Source organism: Herbaspirillum sp. 1173 (genome assembly GCF_031455335.1).
In the GTDB taxonomy this organism is placed as follows: domain Bacteria; phylum Pseudomonadota; class Gammaproteobacteria; order Burkholderiales; family Burkholderiaceae_D; genus Herbaspirillum; species Herbaspirillum huttiense.
On sequence record NZ_JAVDSP010000001.1, the window covers coordinates 317,617 to 336,567 of the forward strand.

Below are 18,951 nucleotides of genomic sequence, written 5' to 3' on the forward strand. Positions count from 1 at the left end.
ATCATTTCTCGAAAATGTGTTGATACTGATCGGCCTTGAAGCCGACGTGATACTGCTTGCCATCGAACAGCACCGGGCGCTTCACCACCGACGGGTTTTCCACCATCAGGGCCACCGCAGCGGCGTCATCGGTGATGGCGGCCTTGCGCTCATCCGGCAGGGCGCGCCACGTGGTCCCCTTGCGGTTGACCAGCACGTCGCGCTCCACGTCCTTCAGCCAGGCCCGGGCCTGTTCGGCAGTGAGGCCGGCCTTTTTGAAATCGTGGAAGTGAAAGGCGATGCCTTGCTCGTCCAGCCACACGCGGGCTTTCTTGACGGTGTCGCAGTTGGGAATGCCAAAAAGGGTGATCTTGTCGCTCATGTTCGCTTTCTCAATGGGGCTGGCTATCGGGGGCCAGAACACGACGCCGCGCCGGTGTGCGAGACGACCGGCGCGGCGCGTGGGTGCTTCAGGCCTTCAGCAAAGCCGCAGCGCGGAATTACTCGCCGCGCAGCAGTTCGTTGATGGAGGTCTTGGAGCGGGTCTGGGCATCGACCTTCTTCACGATGATCGCGGCGTACAGGCTGTACTTGCCATCCTTGGACGGCAGGTTGCCCGGCACCACCACCGAGCCCGCCGGCACGCGGCCGTAGTGGACTTCGCCGGTTTCGCGGTCGTAGATCTTGGTCGACTGGCCGATGTACACGCCCATGGAGAGCACCGAGTTCTCTTCGATGATGACGCCTTCGACCACTTCCGAACGGGCACCGATGAAGCAATTGTCTTCAATGATGACCGGACCCGCCTGCACGGGCTCCAGCACGCCGCCGATGCCGACGCCACCGGAAAGGTGAACGTTCTTGCCGATCTGGGCCGCCGAACCGACGGTGGCCCAGGTGTCGACCATCGTGCCTTCGTCGACGTAAGCGCCAATGTTGACGTAGGAGGGCATCAGCACCACGTTGCGGCCAATGAAGGAGCCATGACGCGCCACCGCCGGCGGCACCACGCGGAAGCCGCCCTTGGCGAAATCTTCCGCAGTGTAATTGGCGAACTTGGTCGGCACCTTGTCGTAGAACTGCGGATAGCCAGGTCCGGCCGACATCGGCACGTTGTCTTCCAGGCGGAAGGACAGCAGGATGGCCTTCTTCACCCATTGGTTGACTTCCCACTGGCCGACGCCCTGACGGTTGGCCACGCGCAGGGTGCCATCATTCAGGCCTGCGATCACTTCGGCCACCGCATTGCGGATGTCGGCCGGGGCGCTCTTGGGAGACAGGCTGGCGCGGTCTTCCCACGCCTGATCGATGATGTGCTGAATGGACTGTGTCATGTTGATATCGATGAACTCTAGGGTGAACGGGAGAGAAACTGGCACCGGGGCCGGTGCGGACAAGCTCAAGCCTGGCCGGCCAGTTTCTTCGTGAAGGCGACGATGCGTTGCGCAGCTTCCAGGCATTCGTCGACTTCGGCCACCAGCGCCATGCGGATGCGGCCCGCGCCCGGATTGACGCCATGCGCTTCGCGTGCCAGGTAGCTGCCCGGCAAGACCGTGACATTATATTCGGCGTACAGACGGCGGGCGAATTCGGTGTCGCTGATGTCGACCAGCTTGTCGACCTTGGCCCACAGGTAGAAGGCGGCATCGGGCAGGGCGACGTCCATCACTTCCTGCAGCAGCGGGGTCACCTGGGAGAACTTGGTGACGTACTTGGCGATGTTGTCCTGCACGTGGGTTTCGTCCTGCCAGGCCAGCACGGAGGCGGCCTGGATCACCGGGCTCATGGCCGCGCCGTGGTAGGTGCGGTAGAGCAGGAATTTCTTGAGGATGGCTGCATCGCCGGCCACGAAGCCCGAGCGCATGCCCGGCACGTTGGAGCGCTTGGACAGGCTGGAGAAGGAGACCAGGTTGCGATAGTCACGGCCCAGCAGACGTGCGGCCTGCATGCCGCCCAGCGGCGGATCCTGCTTGAAGTAGATCTCGGAATAGCACTCGTCGGAGGCGATCACGAAACCATAGCGATCCGACAGGGCGAACAGTTCCTTCCAGTCTTCCAGCGTCAGCACGGCGCCGGTCGGGTTGCCCGGCGAGCAGACGAACAGCAGTTGCACGCGTTCCCATATTTCTTGCGGTACCTGGCTGAAATCGGGCGCAAAGTTGCGCGCCGGGTCCGAATTGACGAAGTAGGGCTCGGCGCCGGCCAGGTAGGCCGAACCTTCATAGATCTGGTAGAACGGGTTGGGGCACATCACCAGCGCGCCGGGCCTGGTCGGATCGACCACGGTCTGGGTCAGCGAGAACAGGGCCTCGCGCGAACCGATCACCGGCAGGATCTCGGTGGCCGGATCGGGACGCGGGATGTCGTAACGCTTCTGCAGCCAGTCAGCGATCGCACCGCGCAGGGCGTCGCTGCCCAGGGTGGCCGGATACGAGGCCAGGCCGGACAGGTTGTCCGTCAGCGCCTGCTGGATGAAGGCAGGGGTAGGGTGCTTGGGCTCGCCGATGCCCAGGCTGATCGGACGATAAGCCGGGTCGGGCGTGATGCCGGCGAAGAGCTTCTTGAGCTTTTCGAAGGGATAGGGCTGCAGTTTGTCGAGTAGGGGATTCACGTCGCTGGACTGGAGTAAAGCTTTCCGGGCCAGCGTCTCGCGAGGAGCTCGGCCGGCCACGGCAAAGGGCTGGGAAAGTTGGCGATTATACCGTCATTTGAGGGCATTGCCGCGCTCCCGGTCGGCCCGGTGTTGAGTCCTTGGCATGTCTGGCTCACAAGAAAACGGCTGTGGTGATCCTGATCGGGCGCGTGTTCACCTTCCTGCACGCTGGCAAAGAAAAGGTGCAATCCGGAAAATCAGGGACAGTTACGCGGTGTATTCAGGGGATTGTCAGGGAGAGTCAGAGAGTATTGTGGTCGCTCGCCAAAACGGGACCGTTCACAGGGCGGCCCACCCATTCCCGGAGAACAAGAATGAAAAGCCTCAAGGCGCAGCTACTGTCTGCGCTGGTCGTGATGTGGATCGGTTTGCTGGCGCTGGCCGCCTGGTCCGCCTTCAGCGCCCGTGAAACCATGATCGAAGAACGCAAGGATGGCCTGCGCCGCGTGGTGGAAGCCGCCAACGGGGTGGTCAACAGCTATGTGGCCGATGTCGCGGCCGGCAAAATTTCCAAAGAGGAAGCCCAGAAGAACGCGCTGGAACGCATCGCCGCCATGCGCTACGACGGCGACAACTATCTCTTCATCTTCGACTCCCGCCCGGTGGTGTTGATGCTGCCCTCCAACAAGGCGATGATCGGCAAGAACGTGGCCGACCGCAAGGATTCCGAAGGCAAGGCCTATTACGTCGAGATGATGAAGGTCGGCCAGGAAAAACAGCACGGCTTCGTGCAATACATGGGCCGCCTGCCTGGTACCGACGACAGTAACCGCACCCCAAAAATGAGCTATGTGGTGCACAACAAGACCTGGGACTGGTTCATCGTCACGGGCGTGTTCCTCTCCGATGTGCAGGCCCAGTTCCGCTCCGACCTGTTCAAATTGCTCGGTATCCTGGTGGTGGTCGGTGGACTGGTCTCGCTGATGATGCTGGCCATCATCCGCCGCATTACCGGTAGCCTCGGTGGCGAGCCGGCCTATGCGGTGGCCATCGCCACGCGCATTGCCAACGGCGACCTGACGGTACGGGTCGACACCCGTGCCGGTGACAACCGCAGTCTGCTCTTCGAGATGGCCACCATGCGAGAGCGGCTGGGCGGCGTCATCAAGGGCATCCGCCAGGGCACCGATGCCATCGATATCGGCGCGCGCGAGATTGCAGCGGGCAACCTGGACCTGTCTTCGCGCACTGAAGAGCAGGCCGGTTCGCTGGCGACCACAGCCTCCAACATGGATACCCTGACCGCCACCGTCAAGCAGAACGCCGACAACGCCCGCCAGGCCGGCCAGTTGGCAAACAACGCCTCGGAAATCGCCAGGCGCGGCGGCGAGGTGGTGGGGCAGGTGGTGCAGACCATGGAGGGCATCACGGAAAGCTCGCGCAAGATCTCCGACATCATCGGCGTGATCGATGGCATTGCGTTCCAGACCAATATCCTGGCCCTGAATGCGGCGGTGGAAGCCGCCCGCGCCGGCGAGCAGGGGCGTGGCTTTGCGGTGGTGGCCTCGGAAGTGCGTTCGCTGGCCCAGCGCAGTGCCCAGGCGGCCAAGGAGATCAAGGCCCTTATCGAGGATTCGGTGCAGCGCGTGGGCGATGGCTCGGACCAGGTGGCCCGCGCCGGCGAGACCATGGGCGAGGTGGTGTCGGCGGTGCATCGCCTGACCGACATCGTCAGCGAGATTTCGGCGGCCTCCGAAGAACAGCGCCGGGGCATCGAGCAGGTCAACCTGGCCATCGGCGAGATGGATCAGGTGACCCAGCAGAACGCGGCCCTGGTCGAAGAGGCTGCTGCCGCAGCCGGTTCACTGGAAGAGCAGGCGCGACGCCTGAAGGCCGCGGTGGCGACCTTCCGCGTCGAAGGAGAGGAGGGCACCGCAGCGCCCGCGCCGATGGCTGCCCCCAAGGTTGCGCCTGTTGCGGCCAAGGCAGCGATCCCGGTCAAACCACTGCCCAAGCCTGCGGCCAAGCCCCTGGTCAAGGCAGCCGCGACGCTGGCGCCACCAGGCAAGCCTGCAGCCCCCGCCAAACCGGCCTCTGCGGGCAGGTCATCGCCCGCAAACGATGATGGGGATTGGGAGACCTTCTGATTTTCTCGGATTGAAATGAAGAAATGGACGCCGTACCGGGTGCGCTCGGTGCGGCGTTTTTCATGGCGGCCGGCGCATGGGACAGAAGAGCGGAAGCAGGCATCCTGGCGCGGTTTTTGGTCTGGCCGGGCCCGTGCGATGTTATGATACCGGCCGTTCCGGAAGCAAAAATCCCGCTTCCTCTTAATTGATTCAATTTGTCGATAACGTGCGTCTAACTTCCATCAAATTATCTGGATTCAAGTCCTTCGTCGAGCCTACGCACTTCCAGGTTCCGGGGCAGCTGGTGGGTGTGGTCGGGCCCAATGGCTGCGGCAAATCCAACATCATCGACGCCGTGCGCTGGGTCCTGGGCGAATCCAAGGCCTCCGAGCTGCGTGGCGAGTCGATGCAGGACGTCATCTTCAACGGCTCCACCCACCGCAAGCCGGCCGGGCGCGCCTCGGTCGAACTGGTGTTCGACAACTCCGCCGGCAAGGCGGCCGGCCAGTGGGGCCAGTACGCCGAAATCGCCGTCAAGCGCACGCTCACGCGCGACGGTACGTCCTCGTACTACATCAACAACCAGTCCGTGCGCCGCCGCGACATCCAGGACATCTTCCTCGGTACCGGCCTGGGCCCACGCGCTTACGCCATCATCGGGCAGGGCATGATCTCTCGCATCATCGAGGCGCGTCCTGAAGAGCTGCGCATCTTCCTGGAAGAAGCCGCCGGCGTGTCGAAGTACAAGGAACGCCGCCGCGAGACCGAGAACCGCCTGCACGACACCACCGAAAACCTCACGCGCCTGGAAGACATCCTGCGCGAACTGAACGCCAACCTGGAAAAGCTGGAAGCGCAAGCCGCCGTGGCCAAGAAATTCCACGAGCTGCAGAACGACCAGGAAGAAAAGCAGAAGCTGCTCTGGCTGCTGCGCAAGAACGAAGCCAAGGCCGAGCAGGAGCGCTTCTTCAAGGAAATCGAACGCGCCCAGATCGACCTGGAAGAGCAGACCGCCAAGCTGCGCCACGTCGAAACTGAACTGGAGCACATGCGCCAGGCGCACTACGCCGCCGGCGACCGCCTGCACCAGGCGCAGGGCCACCTGTACCAGACCAATTCCGAGATCGGCAGCCTGGAAGCGCAGATCAAGTTCGTCATCGAATCGCGCAATCGTCTGCAGGCGCAACTGAACTCGCTGGGCGCGCAGCGCGACCAGTGGCAGCGCCAGGGCACGCAGCAGCAGGAAGAACTGGCGGAAGCCGAAATCCAGCTGGAAGAATTCGGCATGCGCGTGGAGCAAGCCCAGCACGCCGTGCAGGACACCAGCGACCGACTGCCCTCGCTGGAATCGGCCTGGCGCGAGTCGCAGGTCAAGACCACCGAGTCGCGCGGCAAGATCATGCAGGTGCAGCAGCAGATCGAACTGCAGTCCACGCACCAGCGCAATGCCTCCAACATCCTCTCGGGCCTGGCCGTGCGCCGCGAACGCCTGCTGCAGGAAAAGAGCGGCATGGCCCTGCCTGACGAGACCCACCTGTCCAACCTGCGCATGCAGCTGGAAGAAAAGCAGGCCTCGCTGGAAGAGGCGAGCATGTATCTGGAAGAGGCGCAGGAGCAACTGCCGCGCCTGGAAGAAGAGCGCCGCACCGCCCAGGAACTGGTCAGCAAGGAAACCTCGGCCAACGCCCAGCTGGAAGCCCGCCTCACCGCCCTGAAGCAATTGCAGGAAAGCGTGCAGGCCCAGGGCAAGGTCCAGCCCTGGCTGGAAAAGCACGGCCTGGCCGAGCTGCCGCGCCTGTGGCAGAAGCTGCACATCGAATCCGGCTGGGAAACCGCGCTGGAAGCGGTGCTGCGCGAGCGCATGTCGGCCCTGGAAATGTCCAACCTGGACTGGGCCAAGGCCTTCTTCAGCGACGCCCCGCCGGCCAAGCTGGCGCTGTACGCCCCCAATGCCGGCCTGGCCCAGCCCGAAGCCCAGCCGGTGGCGGGCCTGAAGCCCTTCGTGACCCTGCTGCAGCTGAACGATCCGGGCCTGCGCGCCCTGATGAACGACTGGCTCAATCACATCTACATCGCCGACGACACGGCCACCGCCTTTGCCGAGCGCGCCAAGCTGCCGCTGGGCGGCTTGTTCGTGACCCGTCAGGGCCATGTGGTGAGCAATGCCAGCGTGCGTTTCTATGCCTCCGATTCGGAGCAGGACGGCATGCTGGCGCGCCAGCAGGAAATCGAGAACATCACCAAGCAGCAACGTGCCCAGGCTATGCTGGCTGAGGAGGCCAAGGGCCGTGCCGTGCGCGCCGAGGCAGCCCTGTCGGGCGCATCGCAGCGTCTGCAGGAACTGCGCCAGCGCGTCAATTCGCTCACGCAATCGGCACACAGCCTGCAGATCGAGGTGATGAAGCTGGCCGAAGTGCAAGAGCGCTTCAACCAGCGCAGCACCCAGATCGCCACTGATCTGGAAGAAATCGGGATGCAGGAAGCCGAGCAGCAGCAGGTGCAGGCCGAATCCGAGGCCCGCTTCGAAGAGCTGGACATCGAACTGGCCGAACTGCAGGAACAGCACGAGAACGGCCAGACCGATTACCTGAACAAGGAACAGCAGCTCAACGACGCTCGCACCCGCCTGCGCGAGCTGGAGCGCGCCGCCCAGGAAACCGAGTTCGCCGAGAAGTCGCATCGCAACAAGATCGAGGAACTCAAGCGCGGCATTGCCACCGCCTTGGAACAGGCGGCGCAACTGTTTGCCAGCATGCAGCAAGGCTCGCTGGAACTGGAAAGCCTGGACGACCAGGCCGCCCAGGCCGGCCTGCAGGAATTGCTGGACCGCCGCAGCGAACAGGAGCGTGCGCTGGCCGATGCCCGCCACGAGCTGGATCAGCTGTCGCAGCAACTTCGTTCACATGAAGAATCGCGCATGCAGGCTGAACGCAGCCTGCAGCCCCAGCGTGACCGCATCACCGAGCTGCAACTGAAGGAACAGGCCGCGCGCCTGAACCAGGAGCAATTCTCCGAAGCGCTGGCACAGACCCAGGCCGACGAGGCCGCGCTGTCGGAAAAACTGACCAGCGACATGCGTCCGTCCTACCTGCAAGGCGAAGTGACGCGCCTCACCAATGCCATCGCCGCGCTGGGGGCGGTCAACCTGGCCGCACTGGATGAACTGGCGACCGCCTCCGAGCGCAAGCACTTCCTTGATGCCCAGCACGCCGACCTGAACGAAGCCATCACCACGCTGCAGGATGCGATCCACAAGATCGACATGGAAACCCGGGATTTGCTGCAGGACACCTTCGACAAGGTCAACCACCACTTCTCGGAACTGTTCCCGGTGCTCTTCGGCGGCGGCCAGGCCAAACTCATCATGACCGGCGACGAAATCCTCGATTCCGGCGTGCAGGTCATGGCGCAGCCGCCGGGCAAGAAGAACGCCACGATTCACCTGCTCTCCGGTGGCGAGAAGGCCCTGACCGCCACGGCCCTGGTCTTCTCCATGTTCCAGTTGAACCCGGCGCCGTTCTGCTTGCTCGACGAAGTGGACGCGCCGCTCGACGATGCCAACACCGAACGCTTCGCCAACATGGTCAAGCGCATGTCGGAGTACACGCAGTTCCTCTTCATTTCCCACAACAAGATCGCCATGGAAATGGCGCAGCAGTTGATCGGGGTGACCATGCAGGAGCAGGGCGTGTCGCGCATCGTGGCGGTGGACATGGAGTCGGCCGCCAACTTCTCCAGCGCCGAGCAGGCCGCCTGATGATTTGTGCGGCAATGGCCTGCGGCTTTGTCGGCTTGACAAGCAGGGGGTGTGACCGTACCCTGAAAACCTTGCCGGCCAGCCCGCAGCGGGCGCAAGCCCCAGCTGGAACCGTTCTGATTCGGCCCCCACGGGCCATGGAAAAATAACAATATCTTGACCGCGCACTTGCCGTACCCGATCCGTCCGATTTTCCTGCATGGCTCCGCTGAGCCGGTGCAGGTGGCTGCCAGCGCTGCGGCAGCATCGACGGAGCGCCGTGTGAGCGGCCCGCGCGGTCCAGGCTTTCTTGGATTGATAGGATTCGGATTTCTTCGATGAGCAGCTTTTCCCAGCCGACCATGCCACGCGGCGCCCATGATGGCGCCCTCCAGCCCGCCAGCCTGAAAGGTCGTGCAGCATGATGATGGATCTCCAGACCAGCCTGATCATCCTGGGCGGCGTCTTCGTCGCCGGGGTCATCACCTACAACAAGTGGCAGGAGCACAAGGCGCGCAAGACCGTGGAGCGCGCCTTTTCTTCGTCCCATGATGATGTCCTGATGTCGCCGGACGAGCCGGCGGCCACGGCCGAGCCGGTCTTCGCCCCGCCTGTGGCAGACCGCACCGCGCCTGCGCCGCGCATGGCCGAGCCGACGCTCGAACCTGATGCCGGACGCGCCGAGCCTTCCTTCTACGATCTGCCCGAACGCAAGCCGGTACCGGCCCCGGTGAAGGCTTACCAGGAGCAGGCCGAGTTCGAGCCGCGTGAACCCTTCCTGGGTGAGCCGCCGGTGCCCGCAGCCTCTGCCACTGCGGCAGCCGAGGAGGCCGTACTGGGCGAGGCGGTGGCGCAGGCGCCGCAATCGACGGTGGCCCAGGTCATCGCCGGTGCGGAAGAGCAGGGCGATACCGTCCCCGCCTTCACGCCGCCGCCCGAGATGCAGGCCCGCCTGGCGCCAAAGCGCGAACTGCCGGTGGACGAACTGATCGACTGCAACATCCCCATCGCCCTGGACAACCCGCTGCGCGGCGAAAAGCTGCTGCCGATGCTGCAAGGCCTGCGCCATGTCGGCAACAAGCCGGTGCATTTCATCGGCCGCACCACCGACGGCGACTGGGAAGCCATCGCCCACGGCAGCATCTACAACGCCTTGCTGGCCGGTGCGCAGCTGGCCAATCGCAGCAATGCCATCAACGAGATCGAGTATTCGGAACTGGTCATGCGCCTGCGCGACCTGACCGATTCGCTCTCGGGCGAACCCGAACTGCCGGATATGCCCGACGTCATCCGCACCGCCCAGGCGCTGCACCAGTTCATCATCGACCATGATGCGCAACTGTCGGTGAACGTGCGCTCGCAAGGCGCGCCCTGGAGCCTGGCGACCTTGCTGGCCGCACTGACCCGCCAGGGCTTTGATCGCCGTACCGAAGGCTATCTGGTGATGCAGGATGGCGAAGGTGAAGTGCTCTTCGCCCTCTCCACCAATGCCACGCCGACCGATGAAACCACCGATCGCCTGACCCTGTTGCTGGACGTGCCCCGTGTGGCGCCGTCGCGCGATGGCTACGGTGCTTTGGTGGCCTGCGCCAAGTCGCTGTCGGCCCGCCTGGGTGGCGTCATCGTGGATGACAGCGACCAGCCCCTGACCGATGAAGCTCTCTCCGATATCGCCGAACAGGTGGCCGCGTTCTACAGCGCCATGGAATCGGCCGAGATCCCTGCCGGTTCCACCCGTGCCTTGCGCCTGTTCAGCTAAGGCCGCGTTTTTACTCCCCCTACGATGCAAGACGACTTGTTTTCCGCCGGACGGCCCCCGCAAGGGGAGCCGGACTGGCTGTCGCGCGCGCGCGTGCTGCGCGACGAACTGAATCGCCACAACCACAGTTATTACGTACTCGACCAGCCCAGCATTCCGGACGCCGAATACGATCGCCTGTTCCAGGAACTGCAGGCACTGGAAACCGCCCATCCCGAACTGTTGACGCCCGATTCGCCGACGCAACGCGTGGGTGCCGGGCCGCTGCCGCAGTTCGAGCCGGTGCGCCATGACATCCCCATGCTCTCGCTGGGTAACGGTTTCGCCGACGAAGACATCGAAGCCTTCGACAAGCGCGTGCGTGATGGCCTGGAAACCTTGCAGGAAGTGCGCTACGCCACCGAGCTGAAGTTCGACGGCCTGGCCATCAGCCTGCGCTACGAGAATGGCGTGCTGGTGCAGGCCGCCACGCGCGGCGATGGCACCACGGGCGAGAACGTGACCGCCAACATCCGCACCGTGCGTGCCATTCCCCTGCGCCTGCACGGCGAGAGCCTGCCGCAAGTGATCGACGTGCGCGGCGAAGTGCTGATGTACAAGGACGACTTCGCGCGCCTGAATCAGCGCCAGCGCGATGCCGGGCAGAAGGAATTCGCCAACCCCCGCAATGCCGCCGCCGGCAGTCTGCGCCAGCTGGATTCGCGCATCACCGCGCAACGCACGCTGCGCTTCTTCGCCTATGGCATTGGGGTGCTGGAGGGGGCCGAGATGCCGGCTTCGCACTCGGCCCTGCTGGACTGGTACCAGCAACTCGGCCTGCCGGTGTGCAAGGAGCGCGCCGTGGTGACGGGGGCTGCCGGTTTGCTGGACTTCTTCCGCAGCATCGGTGCCAAGCGCGAGAGCCTGCCTTACGAAATCGATGGCGTGGTCTACAAGGTGGATCGGCTGGACCAGCAGAAGCATCTGGGCTTCGTCTCGCGCGCTCCGCGCTTTGCGCTGGCCCACAAATTCCCGGCGCAGGAAGCGCTGACCGTGGTGCAGGATATCGAAGTGCAAGTCGGCCGCACCGGTGCCATCACTCCGGTGGCGCGTTTGAATCCCGTTTTCGTCGGCGGAGTCACGGTGACCAACGCCACCCTGCACAACGAAGATGAAGTCCGCCGCAAGGACATCCAGATCGGCGACACGGTCATCGTGCGCCGCGCCGGTGACGTGATTCCGGAAGTGGTGGCCTTCGTGCCCGAGAAGCGTCCGGCCGATGCGCGCCCCTTCGTCATGCCGGCCAACTGCCCGGTGTGCGGCTCGCCCATCGTGCGGGCGGAAGATGAGGCAGTGGCGCGCTGCTCGGGCGGTTGGCTGAAATGTTCAGCGCAGCGCAAGGGCGGACTGCAGCATTTTGCTTCACGCCGCGCCATGGACATCGAAGGCCTGGGCGAACAGCTGGTGGAACAACTGGTGGATCGCCAGGTGGTCAACACGCCGGCGGATCTGTATCGCCTCGGCTTGTCGGCGCTGGCCGAACTGGACCGCATGGCCGAGAAATCGGCGCAGAACGTACTGGACGCCCTGCAGAAGTCCAAGACCACCTCGCTGGCACGGTTCATCTATGCGCTGGGCATCCGCCACGTGGGCGAGGCCACGGCCAAGGAGCTGGCGCGCCATTTCGGCGGCATCGACAAGCTGCTCGCCGCCAGTGAAGAACAACTGCTGGAAGTGGCCGATATCGGTCCGGTGGTTGCCGCCTCGATCCGTGCCTTCTTCAATGATCCGATCAATGTCGAGCTGGTCGAGCAGTTGCGCGCGGTCGGCGTGCACTGGCCCGAGAGCGAGGGTGTCGATGCCGGTGCCAAACATCTGGCCGGCAAGACCTTCGTGTTGACCGGCACCTTGCCCAACCTGTCGCGCGATGAGGCCTCGCAGCTGATCGAAGCGGCCGGCGGCAAGGTTTCCGGTTCCGTGTCGAAGAAAACCAGTTACGTGGTTGCCGGGGCCGAAGCCGGCAGCAAGCTGGCCAAGGCCGAGGAACTGGGCATCGCCATCCTCGATGAGGACGCTCTGAAGGCGCTTTGCGCCGGTCAGGATGCGTCAGAAACGTAATCACCTTGTCTTTTTATTCATATAGAATGCCGCCCGTAAGCAGTCCCGTTCCCGGGACTGCGGTGCAGGATTCACCGCATAACGCCATAACAACATAGCAAGACCCATTCTTACCTCGGAGTCATGATGATCAAGAAGATCAAGAAAGCCGTTTTTCCTGTCGCCGGTCTCGGTAGCCGCTTCCTGCCCGCCACCAAGGCCCAGCCCAAGGAAATGCTGCCCATCGTCGACAAACCGCTGATTCACTATGCCGTGGAAGAGGCGGTCGCCGCCGGCATCACGGAAATGGTGTTCATCACCGGCCGCAACAAGCGCGCCATCGAGGATCACTTCGACAAGGCCTACGAGCTGGAATCCGAGCTGGAAGCCGCCGGCAAGAAGAAGCTGCTGGAGATCGTGCAGAACGTGGTGCCCAAGAACGTCAACTGCATCTTCATCCGTCAGTCCGAGCCGCTGGGCCTGGGCCACGCCGTGCTGTGCGCGCGTCCGGTGGTGGGTGAAGAACCCTTCGCCATCCTGCTGGCCGATGACTTCATGGATACCGATGAGGGCGTCAAGCCGGTGCTGGCACAGATGACCGACATCTATGCACGTGAAGGCATGAGCATGCTGGCCGTGCAGGAAGTGCCCAAGAACGATACCCGCCAATACGGCATCGTCAGCGCCACCCCTTACCAGCCGGACCTGGAGCGCATCAACGCCATCGTCGAAAAGCCGGCCCCGGAAGAAGCCCCGTCCACGCTGGCCGTGGTGGGCCGCTATGTGTTGAACAGCCGCATCTTCCACTACCTGGAAAACATCCCGCGCGGCGCTGGTGGCGAGATCCAGCTCACCGACGGTATCGCCAAGCTGATGCAGGCCGAATCCGTGCTGGCTTACCGTTACCAGGGCCAGCGTTATGATTGCGGTTCCAAGCTGGGTTACCTCAAGGCCATGGTGGCCATGGGCCTGAAGCACCCGGAAACCGGTCCGGCCTTCTCGGAATACCTGCAGGAAGTGGCCAGCAAGGCACGCTGATCGCAGCTGCGGTCCAGCGCCAGCCTCTGGCGCGGCGCACTGCTTGCACAATGACGCCCGGTTCCTGCCGGGCGTCTTTCATGGAGAGCTTCAATGGCAATACGCGAGATCCTCAAAATGGGCGACCCGCGCCTGCTGCGCCAGGCGCAGCCGGTCACGCAATTCGGTACGCCTGAACTGGCGCAACTGGTGGACGACATGTTCGAGACCATGCGTGCCGTAAACGGTGCCGGGCTGGCCGCGCCCCAGATCGGGGTCGACCTGCAGCTGGTGATCTTCGGCTTCGGCCATAACCAGCGCTATCCGGAGGCACCGGCGGTGCCCGAGACCGTGCTCATCAATCCGGTGCTGACGCCCTTGTCGGACGAGGAAGAAGAGGGCTGGGAAGGCTGCCTGTCGGTGCCCGGCATGCGCGGCGTGGTGCCGCGCTGGAGCCGTTTGCGCTATCAGGGCCTGGACTTGCACGGCAACGAGATTGACCGCACCGTCGACGGCTTCCATGCCCGCGTGGTGCAGCATGAGTGCGATCACCTGCAGGGCATCCTGTATCCGATGCGCATCCGCGACTTCCGCCAGTTCGGATTCACGGAAGTGCTGTTCCCGGATCTGGATCCCAACCAGGACGACTGAACAAGGACGCTGCAAAAAACACATCCCGGCACCAGGCCGGGATGTTCGTTTCAGGACCGATGAAACCGCATATCGGCCATCAGGCGTTTTCCTTCACACGCTGGTCGATGTGCGCCAACGCCTCTTCCACCTGGTCGATCAGGATCAGGCACAGGTCGCCGGGCTGCAGGGTAGCGAGGGCAGTATCGATGGCGACGAATTCGCCGTTGATTTCCTTCACATCCTTGGTACGCTTGGCCCCTTCGAGGCCCTGGCGCAGCAGCGCAATCACTTCGCCGTCTTCACGGCCGCGCTGGCACTGATCCTGGTACAGCACCACTTCATCGAAGGCATCGCCCAGCAGTTCGGTCTGGCGGGTGATGTCGACGTCGCGGCGGTCACCGGCACCGCTGATGACCACCGAGCGGCGCTTGGCAGGCAGGCTGTCGACGGCCTTGATGAGGGCCTGGATGGCATCCGGATTGTGGCCGTAGTCGGCGATCAGGGTGGCGCCCTTGTAGTCGAACAGGTTGAAGCGGCCCGGGGCGGTGCCGCTGTCGCTGATGAAGCTGGCCAGGGCGCCGGTGATCTGTTCCCAGTCCAGGTTCAGCGCCCAGGCGGCACCCACGGAAGCCATCACGTTCTCGACCTGGAAGCCGATGGCACCGCTGCGGGTGAGCGGAATGCCGGACAGCTTCAGGCGTTTTTCGAACGTACCTTGCGCGGCCACGATGGCGTCGCCGTCTTGATAGACGATGCGGTGGCCCTGCGCGCGGTGGGTGGCCATGATGGGGTGGGTCGGGTCCAGCGCGAAGAAGGTCACCGAGCCGGGGCAGGAGGCGGCCATCTTGGACACCATCGGGTCCGCCGCATTCAACACGGCAGTGCCGGTCGGCGCCACGTTCTCGACGATGACGCGCTTGACCACGGCCAGGTCTTCCACGGTGCTGATGTAGGACAGGCCCAGGTGGTCGCCCATGCCGATGTTGGTGACCACGGCCACGGCGCAGCGGTCAAAGCCCAGGCCTTCGCGCAGCACGCCGCCACGGGCGGTTTCCAGCACGGCAGCATCGACATCGGGGTGGAACAGCACATTGCGGGCGCTGCGTGGGCCGCTGCAGTCGCCGGTATCGGTGCGCTGGCCATCGATGTAGACGCCATCGGTATTGGTCATGCCCACGCGCAGGCCGGTCTTGGCCAGCAGGTGCGTGATCAGGCGCACGGTAGTGGTCTTGCCGTTGGTGCCGGCCACGGCCACCACCGGGATGCGGCCATCGTCGCCATCGTCGTACATGGTTGAGATGATCGCTTCGCCCACATCGCGAGCCTTGCCGTAAGAGGGCGAGAGGTGCATGCGCAGGCCGGGCGCGGCGTTGACTTCGACGATGCCTCCGCCTTGTTCTTCCAGCGACATGTGCACCGAATTGCAGACCACGTCCACGCCGCAGATGTCGAGCCCGACCATTTGCGCAGCGGCGATGGCGCGTGCGGCCACATCCGGATGCACGTCGTCGGTGACATCGGTGGCGGTGCCGCCGGTGGAGAGGTTGGCGTTGTTGCGCAGGACCACGCGCACGCCCTGGGCGGGGATGGCTTCCGGGTCCAGGTTTTGGCCGGACAGCACCGACAGGGCGATGTCGTCCAGGCGGATCTTGGTCAGCGACGTGGCGTGGCCATCGCCGCGCAGCGGGTCGGCGTTGACCTGGTCGATCAGCTGGCGGATGGTGTGCACGCCGTCGCCGATGACTTGCGGCGGATCGCGGCGGGCGGCCGCCACCAGGGTCTTGCCGATCACCAGCAGGCGGAAGTCGTGGCCGGGCAGGTAGCGCTCGACGATGACTTCATCGCTGATCAGTGCGGCGTTGTTGAAGGCGCGGGTGATCTGTTCCGGGGTGCTGATGTTGACGGCCACCCCCTTGCCCTGGTTGCCGTCCAGCGGCTTGATGACCACCGCCGAACCGATTTCCTCGGCGGCCTTCAAAGCATCTTCTACGGTCTCGACCACGCGGCCGTTGGGGACCGGCACGCCAGCGGCGTGCAGCAGCATCTTGGTCAGGTCCTTGTCTTGCGCAATCGATTCGGCGATGGCGCTGGTATTGCTGGTCTCGGCGGCCTGGATGCGCTTCTGGCGGCTGCCCCAGCCGAACTGCACCATGCTGCCCTGGGTCAGGCGGCGATACGGGATGCCGCGCTTGATGGCGGCGTTGACGATGGAGCCGGTCGAGGGACCCAGGCGCACATCTTCATCCAGTTCGCGGATGCGGGCCAGCGCAGCGGTGAGGTCGAAGGGGGTGTCGGCCTGGGCGGCGCGCACCAGTTCCAGCGCGAGGTCGAAGGCCAGGCGGCCGACTTCTTCTTCGCTGTATTCCACCACCACCTGGTAGATGCCGGTCTCGACGGTGGAGACCGTGCGGGTGAAGGTCACCGGGCAGCCGGCCTGGTTTTGCAGCGCCAGGGCAGCAGCGGCCAGGGCGTGCGCCATGGAGACGACCTGCTTGCCGCCATCGGGTTCGAGGAAGCCGATCTGCGGGAAGCGGGCGCGCAGGCGCAGTTCGAAGCCGGGCATGTCATTGATGACGCGCTCGTTTTCCGGGCAGGAAACGATGGCCTCGATGGCAGTGTGTCTGCTCCAGAGATTGGGGCCGCGCAGGGCGCGAATGCGGGATACGTCCATGGACTCGTTTTCCTAGATGTCTCTTGATCTTGATTCAGTCAGTCTTGCAGCAGAGCGCCGATTCAGGCGGCCTGGCTCTTGAACTTCAGGCCTTGCTCTTCGGCGCGCTCGGTGCCGAACAGCTCGATGCCGGCACGGATCACCTCCGGGCCGATGCCCAGGGCCCAGGCGGCACCGACGGCGGCCAGCACGTTCTCGACCTGGTAGGCTACCGCGCCGTTTTCTGTCAGGGGGATGGCATCGACCGAGCTGACCTTGCACTGGCGCTCGCCTTCGGCCTGGATCAGGTCGCCATCGCGCAGGAACACGGCGCGGCCGCCTTCCTTCAGGTGGCTGGCCAGCAGTTCGGACGCCGGGTCGGTACTGAAGAAGATGACTTCGCCATCGCACAGCTGGGCCATGTCGGCCACCAGCGGGTCGTCGGCATTGAGCACGGCAGCCCCTTCCGGCAGCACCAGGTCAACCTGGGTGCGCTTGACCTTGGTGGCGATCTGCTCGGCGTTCTCGATGTAGAACTCGGGCAGGCTGTCGGTGGGATCGATGTTGGCCACCACGCCGACCAGGCAGCGGTCATAGGCCAGGCCTTCGGCGAGGATGGCAGCGCTGCCGTTCTCGAACACGGCAGCTTCCACGGCGCGGTTGAGCAGGACGCGATGGGCGGCATCCCAGGTGGCGCGGTTGCCGCGCTCGATCTGGCGTTCGCCGAAGTACAGGCCTTCACCGCAGGCCAGGCCCACGTGCTTGCCCGAGAGGTGCACGATGCGGGCGATCAGGCGCGAAATGGTGGTCTTGCCATGGGTGCCGGTGACGCCGACGACGGGAATGCGGCCGTTTTCTTCCGGGCCGAACAGGTTGTCGACGATGGCTTCGCCGACCGGACGCGGCTTGCCGTCGGAGGGCTTCAGGTGCATCAGCAGGCCGGGGCCGGCATTGACCTCGACGATGGCGCCGCCCTGGTCCTGCAGCGGGCGCGAGATGTCTTCGGCCACGATGTCGACACCGGCGATGTCCAGGCCGACGATGCGCGCGGCCAGGGAAGCGGCAGCTGCCACGCTGGGGTGGACCAGGTCGGTGATGTCGGAGGAGACATTGCCATTGCGCAGCAGCAGGATGCGGCGGCCGGCGGCGGGGACCGATTCGGTGGTCAGGTTCTGGCGCTGCAGTTCCAGCACGGCGGCCGGTTCGCGGTCCAGCAGCACCGGGTCCAGCAGGTGTTCTTCCAGCAGGCCGCGGCGCGGGTCGCGATTGAGTTCGTCCAGCAGGTCCTGCACGGTGGACTTGCCATCGCCGACGATGAAGATCGGTTCACCACGGGCGGCAGCGGCCAGCTTGCCGCCGACGATCAGGAGGCGGTGTTCCAGGCCCGGCACGAAACGTTCGACCAGCACGCCGCTGCCTTCTTCCAGCGCGACCTTGTAGGCGGTTTCGATTTCTTCCTGGGTGTTCAGGTCGATGAAAACGCCCCGGCCGTGGTTGGCATCGCAGGGCTTGACCACCACCGGCAGGCCGATGTCCTGGGCGGCCTCCCAGGCGTCTGCGGGGCTGACCACCAGACGGCCTTCGGGCACCGGCACGCCACAGGTTTCCAGCAGCGACTTGGTGAGATCCTTGTCACGCGAGATGCCTTCGGCAATCGCGCCGGTCTGGTCGGATTCGGCGGTCCAGATGCGGCGCGACTTGCAGCCGTGACCCAGTTGCACAAGGTTGCCTTCGGACAGGCGGATGGTCGGGATGCGGCGCTCGTCGGCGGCGTCCACGATGCAGGCGGTGCTGGGGCCCAGGCACAGGCGGTCGACCATGCGGCGCAGCTTGCGCAGGGTGCCGTCGAGGTCGTACGGACGGTCTTCGATGGCGGCCATCACCAGGTCGCGGGCGGCAAAGAGCGCTGCGCGGGTGACCGTTTCATGGCGGGCACGCACCACGACCTTGTAGACGCCGCGCACGTTGGTCTCGCGCGCCTTGCCGAAGCCGCCAGGCAGGCCGGCCAGGTTCTGCAGTTCCAGGGTCACGTGTTCCAGGATGTGGCCGGGCCAGGTGCCTTCGTGCAGGCGGCGCACGAAGCCGCCGCGCTCTTCGTAGCTGCAGCGGTGTTCGATCAGGGTGGGCAACCAGGTGGTGAGGCGGTCGACGAAGCCGGGAATGGTATTGGAGGGAAAATCTTCCAGTTCGCCGATATCGATCCACACTTCGAGGGCGGAGCGGTAGGTCCAGATGTTGGGACCCTTGAGATTCAGAAAACGGAGGAATTCGATGTTTTTCATGTGTGGTGGATAGTCCGCTGTAATTGCCCAAGCCAGGATGCCGATGCTGGCTGCATCGCACGTGCCGCCCTGCGCACGCCGGTCAGCGCTCTGTCAG

Annotated in this window: 11 protein-coding genes; 6 read left to right on the forward strand and 5 right to left on the reverse strand. The window is 64.4% G+C overall.

From position 1 onward, the window contains the following. Nucleotide 1 precedes the first annotated feature (1 nt). The 3 genes from J2X56_RS01535 to dapC form a co-directional block, all read right to left on the reverse strand. Complete coding sequence (locus J2X56_RS01535; RefSeq protein ID WP_121039948.1) at nt 2–361, reverse strand: ArsC family reductase; 360 nt, start codon at nt 359–361, stop codon at nt 2–4. 118 nt (nt 362–479) lie between these two features. Next, nucleotides 480–1,313: a 2,3,4,5-tetrahydropyridine-2,6-dicarboxylate N-succinyltransferase gene (gene dapD / locus J2X56_RS01540; protein ID WP_039788307.1), complete on the reverse strand. Its 834-nt coding sequence runs from the start codon at nt 1,311–1,313 to the stop codon at nt 480–482. 65 nt (nt 1,314–1,378) lie between these two features. Next, entirely contained in the window at nt 1,379–2,590 is a 1,212-nt protein-coding gene (dapC, locus tag J2X56_RS01545) for a succinyldiaminopimelate transaminase (RefSeq protein WP_310157643.1), read from the reverse strand. A 356-nt stretch (nt 2,591–2,946) separates the two neighbouring features. Here dapC and J2X56_RS01550 point away from each other — a divergent pair, with 356 nt between their 5' ends. From J2X56_RS01550 to def, 6 genes are all read left to right on the forward strand, one after another. After that, nucleotides 2,947–4,719 (forward strand): methyl-accepting chemotaxis protein, encoded by a 1,773-nt coding sequence (locus J2X56_RS01550; RefSeq protein ID WP_310157646.1) that lies wholly within the window; start codon nt 2,947–2,949, stop codon nt 4,717–4,719. A gap of 208 nt (nt 4,720–4,927) precedes the next feature. Next, the gene (gene smc, locus J2X56_RS01555) at nt 4,928–8,458 is read left to right on the forward strand and encodes a chromosome segregation protein SMC (protein ID WP_084320190.1); all 3,531 of its coding nucleotides are present in this window, start codon (nt 4,928–4,930) and stop codon (nt 8,456–8,458) included. Between the two features lie 400 nt (nt 8,459–8,858). Then, nucleotides 8,859–10,196 carry a cell division protein ZipA C-terminal FtsZ-binding domain-containing protein gene (locus J2X56_RS01560; protein ID WP_209580566.1) on the forward strand — a complete coding sequence of 446 codons (1,338 nt, stop codon included), beginning with the start codon at nt 8,859–8,861 and terminating at the stop codon, nt 10,194–10,196. Nucleotides 10,197–10,220: 24 nt separating this feature from the next. Continuing rightward, nucleotides 10,221–12,293: an NAD-dependent DNA ligase LigA gene (ligA, locus tag J2X56_RS01565; protein WP_204725426.1), complete on the forward strand. Its 2,073-nt coding sequence runs from the start codon at nt 10,221–10,223 to the stop codon at nt 12,291–12,293. Between the two features lie 126 nt (nt 12,294–12,419). Continuing rightward, nucleotides 12,420–13,310 carry a UTP--glucose-1-phosphate uridylyltransferase GalU gene (gene galU, locus J2X56_RS01570; protein WP_039789660.1) on the forward strand — a complete coding sequence of 297 codons (891 nt, stop codon included), beginning with the start codon at nt 12,420–12,422 and terminating at the stop codon, nt 13,308–13,310. Nucleotides 13,311–13,403: 93 nt separating this feature from the next. Then, entirely contained in the window at nt 13,404–13,940 is a 537-nt protein-coding gene (def, locus tag J2X56_RS01575; RefSeq protein ID WP_121039964.1) for a peptide deformylase, read from the forward strand. 79 nt (nt 13,941–14,019) lie between these two features. Here def and cphA (J2X56_RS01580) read toward each other — a convergent pair whose 3' ends face one another. Together cphA (J2X56_RS01580) and cphA (J2X56_RS01585) are read right to left on the reverse strand one after the other, a co-directional pair. Then, nucleotides 14,020–16,593 carry a cyanophycin synthetase gene (cphA, locus tag J2X56_RS01580; protein ID WP_121039967.1) on the reverse strand — a complete coding sequence of 858 codons (2,574 nt, stop codon included), beginning with the start codon at nt 16,591–16,593 and terminating at the stop codon, nt 14,020–14,022. Between the two features lie 62 nt (nt 16,594–16,655). Further along, nucleotides 16,656–18,854 carry a cyanophycin synthetase gene (cphA, locus tag J2X56_RS01585; protein ID WP_121039970.1) on the reverse strand — a complete coding sequence of 733 codons (2,199 nt, stop codon included), beginning with the start codon at nt 18,852–18,854 and terminating at the stop codon, nt 16,656–16,658. Nucleotides 18,855–18,951: the final 97 nt, after the last annotated feature.